Source organism: Parasedimentitalea huanghaiensis (genome assembly GCF_009753675.1).
Lineage (GTDB): Bacteria > Pseudomonadota > Alphaproteobacteria > Rhodobacterales > Rhodobacteraceae > Parasedimentitalea > Parasedimentitalea huanghaiensis.
Genome location: NZ_WQLV01000002.1, coordinates 579,784 through 592,055 on the forward strand (window position 1 = coordinate 579,784; position 12,272 = coordinate 592,055).

General features: G+C 56.6%; 9 protein-coding genes. 6 read left to right on the plus strand and 3 right to left on the minus strand.

Features of this window, described 5'->3' with window-relative positions; translation table 11 throughout:
- The first annotated feature begins 5 nt into the window (after window positions 1-5).
- Window positions 6-2,807: a DNA polymerase I gene (gene polA / locus GO984_RS06590; RefSeq protein ID WP_157021737.1), complete on the plus strand. Its 2,802-nt coding sequence runs from the start codon at window positions 6-8 to the stop codon at window positions 2,805-2,807.
- Window positions 2,808-3,246: 439 nt separating this feature from the next.
- Window positions 3,247-3,618: a hypothetical protein gene (locus tag GO984_RS06595; RefSeq protein WP_157021738.1), complete on the plus strand. Its 372-nt coding sequence runs from the start codon at window positions 3,247-3,249 to the stop codon at window positions 3,616-3,618.
- 32 nt (window positions 3,619-3,650) lie between these two features.
- Here the strand turns inward: GO984_RS06595 and GO984_RS06600 are convergent, their stop codons facing one another.
- The 3 genes from GO984_RS06600 to GO984_RS06610 all read right to left on the minus strand — a co-directional run bounded on the left by GO984_RS06600 (window position 3,651) and on the right by GO984_RS06610 (window position 5,441).
- Window positions 3,651-3,887, minus strand: a complete 237-nt coding sequence (locus GO984_RS06600) for a DUF2798 domain-containing protein (RefSeq protein WP_138161045.1) — start codon at window positions 3,885-3,887, stop codon at window positions 3,651-3,653.
- A gap of 93 nt (window positions 3,888-3,980) precedes the next feature.
- Window positions 3,981-4,733, minus strand: a complete 753-nt coding sequence (locus GO984_RS06605) for a hydroxypyruvate isomerase family protein (protein ID WP_157021739.1) — start codon at window positions 4,731-4,733, stop codon at window positions 3,981-3,983.
- A 126-nt stretch (window positions 4,734-4,859) separates the two neighbouring features.
- On the minus strand, window positions 4,860-5,441 hold the full coding sequence (locus GO984_RS06610; protein ID WP_157021740.1) for a DUF1285 domain-containing protein: 582 nt from the start codon (window positions 5,439-5,441) through the stop codon (window positions 4,860-4,862).
- Between the two features lie 64 nt (window positions 5,442-5,505).
- On the opposite strand from GO984_RS06610, the gene GO984_RS06615 reads away from it, so the two are divergent.
- Genes GO984_RS06615 through GO984_RS06630 form a run of 4 tightly spaced genes read left to right on the plus strand, consistent with a single transcriptional unit; the run spans window position 5,506 to window position 12,207 of the window.
- Entirely contained in the window at window positions 5,506-6,513 is a 1,008-nt protein-coding gene (locus GO984_RS06615) for an AAA family ATPase (protein WP_157021741.1), read from the plus strand.
- A complete protein-coding gene (locus tag GO984_RS06620) occupies window positions 6,510-7,400 on the plus strand; it encodes a DUF58 domain-containing protein (protein ID WP_167740243.1) in 891 nt (296 codons plus the stop codon). The genes GO984_RS06615 and GO984_RS06620 overlap by 4 nt, the downstream gene beginning before the upstream one ends.
- A complete protein-coding gene (locus tag GO984_RS06625; RefSeq protein WP_157021742.1) occupies window positions 7,397-10,168 on the plus strand; it encodes a DUF4159 domain-containing protein in 2,772 nt (923 codons plus the stop codon). The genes GO984_RS06620 and GO984_RS06625 overlap by 4 nt, the downstream gene beginning before the upstream one ends.
- On the plus strand, window positions 10,165-12,207 hold the full coding sequence (locus GO984_RS06630; protein WP_157021743.1) for a hypothetical protein: 2,043 nt from the start codon (window positions 10,165-10,167) through the stop codon (window positions 12,205-12,207). Before GO984_RS06625 ends, GO984_RS06630 begins: the two co-directional genes overlap by 4 nt.
- Window positions 12,208-12,272 lie beyond the last annotated feature (65 nt).

Genomic DNA, 12,272 nt, shown 5'->3' on the forward strand with positions numbered 1-12,272 from the left:
TAGATATGGACGGAACTTTTGGCAAAGGATGCCATCTGCATCTGATCGACGGCTCTGCCTTTATCTTTCGCGCCTATCACGCGTTGCCGCCGCTGACGCGTAAATCCGACGGGTTGCCGATTGGCGCCGTGGCTGGGTTTTGCAACATGCTGCAGCGTTATGTCGAGGGCAACACAGGCCCCGATGCGCCAACCCATGTGGCGGTGATCTTTGACCATTCGGGCAAGACGTTCCGCAACGACCTGTATGACCAATACAAGGCCAACCGTCCCCCTGCCCCCGAAGACCTGCGCCCGCAGTTCCCACTGACCCGCGACGCCACCCGCGCGTTCAATATCGCCTGCAAAGAGGTAGAGGGGTTTGAGGCCGACGACATCATGGCCACACTTGCTTGTCAGGCGCGTGACGCTGGCGGGCGCTGTACCATTATTAGTTCTGACAAAGACTTGATGCAGCTGGTTGGCGGCGGCGTTGAAATGCTGGATGCGATGAAGAATAAACGCATCGACCGCGATGGTGTGATCGAAAAATTCGGGGTTGGCCCGGAGCGAGTGGTCGATGTACAAGCGCTGGCTGGCGATAGCGTTGATAACGTGCCCGGTGCGCCCGGAATTGGTATCAAGACTGCCGCCCTGTTGATCAATGAATATGGCTCACTTGAAGAACTGTTGGACCGCGCCGAAGAGATCAAACAGCCCAAGCGTCGACAGACCCTGATCGACAAGCGCGAGCAGATCGAAATGTCCAAAACGCTGGTGCAGTTGGACTGCAACATGGAGCTGGACTTCACCATCGAAGATCTTGAGGTTCTGGACCCGGACCCTGAGGTGCTGCTGGCTTTCCTTGCCGAAATGGAATTCCGCACTCTGACAAAGCGGATGGCGGATCAACTGGGGCAAGAGGCTCCGGTCATCCCCGAGGCATCACCTCAGGCAGCCGAAGTTGCCGCACCCGAAGCTGTTCCGTTTGATCGTAACGCATACACCTGCGTGACCAGTGCCGAAGAGTTGCAGCCTTGGATCGACCAAATTCAACAGCGTGGCTGGGTGGCTGTGGATACTGAAACCACGGGCCTCGATTCAATGGTTGTGGATCTCGTTGGTATCTCGCTTTGTGTGGAACCTGGCCAGGCCTGCTATATTCCGCTGACGCACCGCGAGGCTGCGGCAGATGATCTGTTTGGCAGCGACGAGCTGGCCAAGGATCAGATGCCTTTGGCGCAAGCTCTGGAGATGCTGAAATCCGTTCTGGAAGACCCAGCGATCATGAAGATCGGCCAGAACATGAAGTACGACGCCAAGATTTTTGCTCGCCAAGACATCGCAGTAGCGCCGATTGATGACACCATGCTGATGTCTTACGCGCTGAACGGTGGTAAACATAACCACGGCATGGATACCCTGTCGGAACGCTATTTGGACCACACTCCAATCCCGATCAAACCCTTGCTGGGCACTGGCAAGTCCGCGATCACCTTTGACAAGGTGCCGGTCATTGACGCAGTCCCCTATGCCGCCGAGGATGCCGATATCACCCTGCGCCTGTGGCAGCTGTTCAAGCCGCAACTGCATCAGGAAAAAGTCACCACCGTCTATGAAACACTGGAACGTCCGCTTGTTCCGGTTCTGACAAAGATGGAAATGGACGGCATTAAGGTCGACCGCGACACCCTCAGCCGCATGTCCAATGCCTTTGCGCAGAAGATGGCGGGACTTGAGGATGAGATTTATGAGCTGGCTGGGGAAACCTTCAACGTTGGTTCGCCCAAACAGTTGGGTGAGATCCTGTTCGGCAAGCTGGAGCTACCCGGCGGTAAAAAGGGTAAGACTGGCGCCTATGCGACAGGGGCCGACATTTTGGAAGATCTGGCCACCGAACACGACTTGCCAGCGCGGGTGTTGGACTGGCGGCAGCTGTCCAAGTTGAAGTCGACCTATACCGACGCGCTACAGGACCACATCAACGCCGACACCGGTCGCGTACACACCTCGTACATCCAGACCGGCGCCAATACCGGCCGCATGGCCTCGTCCGATCCCAACCTACAGAACATTCCAGTACGATCCGAGGAAGGCCGTCGCATTCGCGAGGCCTTTATTCCCGAAGAAGGCAATGTGCTATTGTCGCTCGACTACAGCCAGATCGAACTGCGCATTCTGGCCCATATCGCAGGCATCGATGCGCTGAAACAGGCCTTTGCGGATGGCATCGACATTCACGCGATGACCGCATCAGAGATGTTCGGCGTGCCACTGGACGAAATGACCCCGGACATCCGCCGACAGGCCAAGGGCATCAACTTTGGTGTCATCTACGGGATTTCCGGCTTTGGTCTGGCGCGCAATCTGCGTATTCCAAGGGCCGAGGCGCAGGGCTTTATTGACCGCTATTTCGAACGCTTCCCAGGCATCCGCAAATACATGGACAACACGGTGGAGTTCGCCAAGGAGCACGGCTATGTGCAGACGCTGTTTGGACGCAAGATCCACACGCCGGAAATTTCTGCCAAGGGGCCGCGCGCCGGGTTTGCCAAACGTGCCGCGATCAACGCGCCAATTCAGGGCACGGCAGCCGACGTGATCCGCCGCGCTATGATCCGGATGCCGGATGCCATCGCCCACCTGCCAGCGCGCATGTTGTTGCAGGTACATGATGAACTACTGTTCGAAGTTCCCGAGAATGCAGTCGATGACACCATCGCCACCGCAAAATCGGTTATGGAGAACGCCGCCGATCCAGCGGTACATCTGGACGTGAAGCTGATCGTTGATGCAGGTCGTGGGGCCAACTGGGCCGAGGCGCACTAGACACTTGCATGCCCCTCAGGGACCACCAAACACTACCGCGCCTGTTTGGTGAACCGGCTGCGCCGCTCACACCAAAACAGTCTTGGGCCAGGCACCGCGCCTTGCGCGGTGCTGTTGCGAGACCAAGCCAGCACAGTAGTATTTCGATTCGGTCGCAGCCCATTTCCTGACCCATTGCACAGGCAGCTCCCAACCCATCTGCGCGGTACCGCGCCTCGCAACCTGTTTTTGCAGCATTCCTTAAAAGGACTATCGTTAACGAAAGGGTTTCGACCTTGGCTATGCAGCCACCTGTGCCGTAAGCGGCACAGGCTACGCCCAACGGAAAGAGTGCCTCTGCCAAGAGGCCGATGACGGGCGGGAGACCACCATTGTCCCATTTTAAACACCTTGCGAGAACGCAACCACTGAGAAACTATAAAGATGGGAGGTTTAAATCATGAAAAATCTGTTTGCAGTGGCTGCTGTCATTCTGACCACAAACCAACCAATTATGGCATTGGCTCAGATGGAACTGATCTATGTTTCATCCGAAGGCCATCAGTACAGGTTCAGCAACAACCCAGATGGTGCCGTACTGGAATCGCTGTATCCGGTGGCACGTTTTACTGGCACTGGGGCAATGACACAGGTCATCACAGGCATCGAAACGCTGTATCTAGGGCGCGATTGTGACGCCTTTGCCAAAATGCTCGGTAACGGAACATGGTCTTGGGCAAATGGCGGCTTTGTTGTGGAGTTGGGCGCGGGTAGAATTGGATTTCCACGCCAGGAGATCGATGCCAACAATGATCTTCGCTGCGCTATGTAATCATAGAGTGCAAGCCCATATAACCTGCAAATCTAACTTTCGATGGGTTGCTTCACCAATTTCCCTACCAGCCTCCGCACCAGTGGCGCCACGACCAGCACCACTGCAAATGCAATTGGCCAGCTAAAGCTCCACGATGCGACCCAAGATGAAAACATCGGGGCCTCAAAACCGAAATTCTTGATCGAAACCACCAGCGTCACGATACAAGACATAATTCCAGACAAGATTAGGCCAAACAAAATGGGAGCAAAGCGAGCTGGGATCATGTCAACGTCTCATGGTTATCTGTGATGCATGTTCACATGCAATAAACGGAATGGAAAGACCAGTGCGCTGCTGCACAGCCCATGTGAATACCGCTACGACATCCAGCCCAGACTGTCCTCGGTGCGCGCCGTTGATGGGTTATATTCTGCACTGACCCATCCGTCATAGGCACTGGCGTCAATAGCCGCGAACAGCGCGTCAAAATCGACCGGACCGCTGCCCGGTTCACTTCGGGATGGGGCCGCGCCAATTTGCACATGGACAGTGTTGGCAGAAAATTCGTCCCAAACCTTGGCCGCGTCACCGTGGATCAACTGGGCATGATAAGCATCATATTGCAGCCCCACATTAGGCCGCTCCACAGCAGCTAAAATTTCCCGCGCCAGATTAAAATCATCCAGAAAATATCCAGGCTGGTCCCCACTATTTAGCGGTTCGATAGTGAACTGCTGCTGTGGCGCTTGATCCGCAGCCCACTTCAGATTGCGGACAAAAGTTTGCAGAGCCTCTTCGCCCTTTTCATATCCTGCCATCACATGGATAATTCCTGGCCGCAGGACGTCTGCGTACCGCAACACTCGTCGAATATCGCGCTGGAACCGATCTTCACCACCCGGAATGGCAGCGTATCCCGGTTCACCACCCGTATAATTCGGAGGCGGCGCATTTATAAGCAGCAGTTCCAAACCATTGGCCAGCAGTGCTCGCTGAGTCTCCTTTGCAGCGGTTTCGTAGGGAAACAATATTTCTACAGCTTCGAATCCAGCTGCGGCGGCGGCCTGAAAACGATCCAGATAGGGCAGTTCAGAAAACAAGAGCGAGATATTGGCTGCGAATTTAGGCATCAGAAATCTTTCGCGGTTACGGTTGGCTCATCCGGAATTCAGCGACCGAATTGATCAATTACTGCCATACCAGTGTGAAAATGTAGTGTGAGTATTGGTTCAAATTTTGCATATTTGACCGGGCCGCTAAATGCCTTCCAGGTCTGCAGAAGGAATCACCGGGAAAAACTCTCCTGAAGACCAGAGCCCAAACCAGCCTTCATGATGTGTGCCTAGATCCACCAACCGGTAAAAACTTTTGCGATCTATCAACGCCTCAAGGTCTGCGCGTATCAACACATATGGTGACGGTTCACCAGTTTCAGAATCACGCACCACGCGGATCGGGTGGTCTGTCCCTGCGACAGCTTTGTCTCCAACATGAGTTTCGAATGTCAAAACCTGCTGATCACCGTTGCCACTGCTTTCGAAATCCACTGCAACAAATGGCGCGTCATCAACGGTGATGCCGACCTTTTCAACCGGAGTGACAAGGAAGTATTTGCCGTCTTCACGTTTTAGAATCGACGAGAACAGTTTGACCAATTCGAAGCGACCGATCGGTGTACCAAGGTAAAACCAGGTGCCATCGCGCGCAATCCGCATGTCCAGATCGCCGCAAAACGGCGGATTCCACAGGTGCACAGGCGGTAATCCACCGCTCTTGGCAGCTTTGACCGATGCGGCAATGCCTTCGGCGGATGGACTCACGTCTTTTTGTTTGCTCATTACTTTTGCCATTTCCCCTCAGCACGATACAGTGTCACCATATATCCGCGACAAGGGGAATGTCATGTCCGAACCCGACGACCTGCTGATCGAAATTGAAGCTCTGCAAAAGAAGCTGCAACAGGCACGGGATTCGATCACCCGGCAATTTATAGGCCAGGAACGGGTGGTGGATCTGACGCTCAGCACATTGCTCTGCGGTGGCCATGGCCTGCTCATCGGATTGCCCGGTCTGGGCAAGACTTTGCTTGTGGAAACTTTGTCCACAGTGATGGGTCTGGATGGCAACCGCATTCAGTTCACTCCTGACCTGATGCCCGCCGACATCCTTGGCTCTGAGGTGCTAGATACCGACACAGATGGCCACCGGTCGTTCCGATTTGTACCCGGCCCGGTGTTTTGTCAGTTGCTGATGGCGGATGAGATTAACCGCGCCAGCCCGCGCACTCAGTCGGCATTGTTACAGGCAATGCAGGAGAAAACCGTCACTGTCGCTGGTGAGGACCGGCCTCTTGGCGCACCTTTCCATGTGTTGGCTACCCAAAACCCGATTGAACAAGAGGGCACCTATCCCTTGCCCGAGGCCCAGCTGGACAGGTTCTTGCTGAAGATCGACGTGGATTACCCTAACCGAGATACCGAACGTGAGATCCTGTTGGCCACCACCGGCACCATCGACACCAAGGCGGTGCAGGTGTTCACAGGGGAGGAACTGATTGCCGCACAAACCCTGCTGCGCAGGATGCCTGTAGGCGAGTCAATTGTTGAACTGATCCTTGATCTTGTTCGTGCCTTCCGCCCGGATGAACCCGGAGCTTCAGAGCAGGTCGCACAGACTGTTGCCTGGGGGCCGGGTCCACGCGCGGCACAGGCTTTGATGCTGGCAGTACGGGCACGCGCTGTTTTGCAAGGCCATATGGTGCCCAGCGCCGAAGATGTAATTGACATGGCACACCCCGTTCTTAGCCATCGTATGGCGCTGAATTTCGCCGCCCGTGCACGCGGTGACAGTTTGGCCGACCTGATCAACGACACTGTCACCTCACTGACCCGGGCCAAGGCGGCAGCGTGACCACCACTGCTCCCTCCAACGCCACGGACCTCAGACATCGCGCTGAGGTCGAAGCCGACAGCTTGCCACCTTTGTTGGTGCAGGCTGAACAGTTGGCTGGATCGGTGCTATTGGGCGAACATGGTCGCAGGCGCGCTGGAATGGGTGATGACTTCTGGCAATACCGCCCGGCCCAGCCGGGCGACAGCCGTCGTCTGGTCGACCACCGCCGTTCGGCACGGGGTGATCAGCAATTCATCCGTGAACGCGAATGGCAGATCGCCCAGACTGTACACATCTGGGTAGATCAGGGTGGTTCAATGCGCTTTGCATCAAACCCCAATCTGCCACAGAAAATTGACCGGGCCCGCAAGCTGGCGCTGGCCGCGTCTATCCTGATGGTGCGCGCGGGTGAACGGGTTGGGTTGACGGGGACCACGCTGCCGCCGCGCAGTGGTAATATGCAGATCCTGCGTCTGGCTGAGGCCCTAAGCCACGACGACAGTACCGATTACGCCCCGCCTGAGCACCACGCGATGATCCCACATGCACGCGGATTGTTCATCTCTGATTTTCTTGGCCCTTTTGACGAGTTGCAACTGGCCCTTACCAAGGCAGCAGATCGCGGATTGCGCGGGGTATTGCTGCAGATACTAGATCCCAGTGAAGAGCAGTTTCCCTTCACCGGTCGCACAGTTTTTGAAAGCGTCACAGGTCAGCTGCGACATGAAACGCTCAAGGCCTCGGCATTGCGGGATCGTTATCTTGAACGCCTGGCAGAGCGGCGCGATGCTCTCGATCAGCTGTGCCGGGCTACCGGATGGCGGATGGGGCTGCATCACACCGGCGACAGCGCTCAGACAGCGCTGCTATGGCTGTATCATGCACTGGAGAACTCAACCTCATGACCACATTGGCAGGCATTGGATTTACCACGCCCTGGCTTTTGCTGGGATTGCTAGCACTGCCTATTCTGTGGCTGTTGCTAAGGGCCGTGCCACCTGCACCAGTGCGGCGGGTATTCCCGGCTGTGACGCTTTTGTTGGGGCTGAATGATGACGACAGCCTATCAGACCGCACTCCCTGGTGGTTGTTACTTTTGCGTTTGCTGGCGGTTGCGGCAGCTATCATCGGATTGTCAGGACCTGTGTTGAACCCCACACAGGGCAATACAGGTAACGGACCACTGTTGCTGGTGCTGGATGCCAGTTGGGCGGGTGCCGATCACTGGACCCAGACCAGTGACCAGATTACTGCGCAGCTAAACGAAGCAGGCCGTGCCGGGCGCACTGTGGCAGTGATACGGCTAACGACGCCTGAGCCGCTGCAGTTCCTGTCAGCTGATGTCTGGCGCAAGCGGGTGGCAGGACTGTTGCCGCAACCCTGGCAGCCAAGTCCAGACCAGATCACTGCTACACTGGATTACATCGTCGCGAGCGAGGTTGAATTTGACACCCTGTGGTTTAGCGACGGGTTAGACTACTCCAATCGCGATCAACTGACAGCAACCTTGCGCGATCGCGGCGAGCTGAAAATATATCAAACCGCCATAAATACACTGGGGCTGCTGCCTGCAAAATTCGCCGATGGCGCTATCGAATTGCAGGTTATCCGCAGTACACCCGGTTCAGCTGAACAAGTCACCGTTCTGGCTCAGGGGCGTGACCCCGGCGGTACCAAAAGAGTACTCGCCTCTGCCACCGCAGAGTTTTCTCCGGACGCAGAAGCTGCCTCGGCCAAGCTGATCCTGCCCTCAGAGCTACGCGCCCGCATTACCCGGTTTGAACTGAAAGGCGCACGATCTGCTGGTATGGTCGCCCTGACCGACGACAGCCTGCGCCGACGCGAAGTTGCACTGATTTCGTCGCAGACTGACAACGAGGGATTGGTATTACTATCACCGCTGCATTACCTGCGTCAGGCTCTGGCCCCCACTGCTGAGCTGTACGAAGGCGCACTGGGCGATCTGCTGCCCGCCAACCCTGATGTAATCATATTAGCAGATGTGGCACAGCTGGCGTCGGATGAAGAACAAAAACTCACTGACTGGGTTGAACAAGGCGGCATGCTGTTGCGATTTGCCGGGCCTCGGCTTGCAGCCAGCGACATTTCCCGCTCTGAAGAGCACCCGCTGATGCCCGTACGGCTGCGTAGCGGTGGCCGCAGCCTAGGTGGCGCAATGAGTTGGGGCGAACCCAAAACCTTGGCTCCCTTTGTCGAGGATTCTCCCTTTTATGGTTTGGCCATCCCGGACGAGGTTACAGTCAGCGCTCAGGTCATGGCCCAACCAGACCCGAATCTGGCAGTACGGGTGATTGCCGAATTGGGTGATGGCACCCCGTTGGTCACCCGCAAGACCCTGGGACAGGGTCAGATTGTCCTGTTCCACGTCACAGCCAATGCCGAATGGACCACCCTGCCTCTCTCTGGCTTGTTCGTTGATATGTTGGAACGGCTGGCTGTTTCAACCGCTGCCAAACCTCCAAGCCTTGCTGAGATGGAAGGAACAACCTGGACACCAATTGGTATTCTGGATGGGTTTGGTCGTCTCAGCGACGCAGGCACCCTGTCAGGTGTGGACGGGCCAAAATTGATGACTGAGCTTGTCGGCCCTGATCTGCGTCCAGGACTTTATGACAGCGGCAGCCGGAAACTGGCGCGGAATGTGCTACGACCCGATGATGTTCTGCGTCCTTCGGCCTGGCCTGCGGGTGTACCGGTTATCGGAACAGTTGCGGCTCCGGAACGGGCTTTGGGTGGAATATTGTTAAGCTTGGCATTGGTCTTGCTGGCGTTGGATGTGGCGGCTTCATTGTTGGTTTCCGGCCTGTTGCATCGATCGCGCAGCGCCGCCATGATCTTAGTCCTTGTCCTAGCTGGCGGACTGGGCCTTCCAGCGTATCAGGCACAGGCACAACAGGATCAGGGTCTGCTAGGCCTCAGCTCTGAGCTTGCACTGGCACATGTGTTGACCGGAGTTGATCAGGTGGATGGAATTGCCCACGACGGGTTACGCGGGCTGTCCAGCACATTGAGATTTCGGACATCAATCGAGCCGTCAGAACCGGTAGGGGTAAATCTGGAACGCGACGAGCTAGCCTATTATCCGTTACTGTATTGGCCAATCACTACCGATCAGCCGATCCCCTCCGTCGAGGCCTATGCCAAGCTGAACGCTTACCTTCGCGCCGGCGGTATGGTGTTGTTCGACACGCGGGATGCAAACCTTGCCGGATCAGGTGCCAACAGCCCCAACGCCCGCAAACTGCAACAACTGGCACGCCCATTGGATATTCCGCCTCTGGAACCTCTACCGGCAGATCATGTGTTGACCCGCGCCTTTTATCTACTGCAAGACTTTCCCGGCCGTCACCAGCGGGGCGAGCTTTGGGTCGAAGCAGCACCAGCTGATGCAGAACAGATAGAAGGCATGCCATTTCGCAATCTTAACGACGGGGTGACACCGGTAGTGATCGGCGGCAATGACTGGGGTGCGGCCTGGGCGGTAGACGGCAACGGGCGACCACTTTTGCCAGTGGGACGTGGCTTTGCCGGCGAACGTCAGCGCGAGCTGGCCTATCGCTTTGGTGTCAATCTGGTGATGCATGTGCTGACCGGAAACTACAAATCCGATCAGGTACATGTACCTGCACTGCTGGACAGGTTGGGACAATGACTCAGACAATCCTTTTTGATCCGCTGGTCCCTTGGGTGGTAATCTGGGTACTTACTGCAATTACACTGCTCAGCATCGTGGCAGCCCTATGGCGGGGATTGTCCGGTTGGGCGCTTCGCGCTCTGTCTGCTTTGGTTCTGCTCGCCGCGTTGTCGGGACCTGTCTATCAGGTCGAGGATCGTGCACCACTGAGCGATATCGTTCTCGTGGTTACAGATGAAACAGCCAGCAACCAACTCTCAGATCGAGCCACCCAACTGGCCGATGCCAAACAGGAACTGACCGAGCATCTGACAGATCGCCCCAATACCGAGACCCGCTGGATCTCGCTCGCAGACGGTGAAGGAGACACCGGCTCGCAGCTAATGACCGCAATCTCCGAAGCTTTGGCCGAAGAACCCCGCGCCCGGATCGCAGGCATCATTGCACTGTCGGATGGTCAGGTTCACGATGTTCAAGATGCGCCGGCCCTACCAGCGCCACTCCACCTGTTGATGACCGGCAAAGAAACCGATTGGGATCGCCGTTTGATCGTTCGAAACGCGCCAGGGTTTGCGATCATCGGGGAGCCTGTAACCCTGACCCTGCGCATCGAGGATCAGGGCGCCGCACCAGAGAACACGCCTCTGGCACCTTTAGAGATCTCAATCGACGGGGAACCCCCGCAACGTTTTACTTTGCCGATTGGCACCGACATTGATCTACCGCTGACCCTGCCTCACGGGGGGCGCAACGTCATTCAGTTTACGGTACCCGAAGAAGCGGGCGAGCTGACCGCGCGAAACAACACTGCTCTGGTACAGATCAACGGAGTGCGTGACCGGCTGCGCGTATTGCTTGTGTCAGGTGAACCTCATCCCGGTAGCCGCACTTGGCGCAACCTTCTCAAATCCGACAGTGCTGTGGATCTGGTCCATTTCACCATTTTGCGCCCTCCCGAAAAACAAGATGGGGTGCCGGTGGACGAGCTGTCTCTGATCGCTTTCCCCACTCGTGAGCTGTTTCTGGAAAAGATCGACGATTTTGACCTGATCATTTTTGATCGTTATCAGCGGCGCGGAATATTGCCCGCGATCTATCTGGACAATGTCGCCGATTACGTGGCCAAGGGGGGCGCTGTTTTGGTGGCCGCCGGGCCCGATTTCGCCACTGCCGACAGCATCTATCGCTCCCCCCTATCCACCGTCCTTCCTGCACGCCCAACCGCGCGGGTTATTGAACTGCCCTATCAGCCTTCCGTGACCGATCTTGGACAACGACATCCCGTGACCGCTGATCTAGGTGACGTCAGCACCTGGGGACGTTGGCTGCGTCAAATAGAGATAGATCAACCACAGGGGCATGTGGTCATGTCAGGCTTGGAAGATCGCCCATTACTGGTACTGAACCGAGTGGGTGAAGGTCGGGTAGCCCTATTGGGCTCGGATCATGCCTGGCTCTGGAGTCGTGGCTACGAAGGCGGCGGGCCACAACTGGAATTACTGCGTCGACTGGCACACTGGATGATGAAAGAACCGGAGCTGGAAGAGGAAGCACTCTGGGCCGAGGCCACGGGTCAACGTATGCGCATCCTACGCCGCACGCTGGACGACACTATCGGCCCGGTCACAATCACCCAACCCGACGGCGCCACAGTAGAACTTACCCTGGCCGAACGTGTTCCGGGGCTATGGGAGACCAGTTTTGAAGGGCCTGAAATCGGACTGTATCGTCTCAGCGAGGGAAACCAATCCGCCGTCATTGGTCTGGGCCCTGCCGCCCCACGCGAGTTCGAGGAAACCATGGCCACGGCAGACGTCTTGCAGCCCGTGATCAAACCCACCCGTGGTGGTCTATTGCGACTGCAAGATGGTGTTCCTGTCCTGCGCAACATCCGCGCCGGACGGCCGGCGGCAGGAAGAGGCTGGATCGGATTAACGCCGCGTGATGCCTATGAAACCTTGTCAGTGGTGCAATCACAGTTGATGCCACCGTGGCTAGTGCTATTGCTGGCGTCTTTCTTCATCACGGTTGCCTGGATGCGCGAAGGTCGGCGATGATTTTCAAATCCACCACTCCCGCCCGTCGCTCACCTCCTATCGGAGGCTGACCTCCCGTTGGGCGT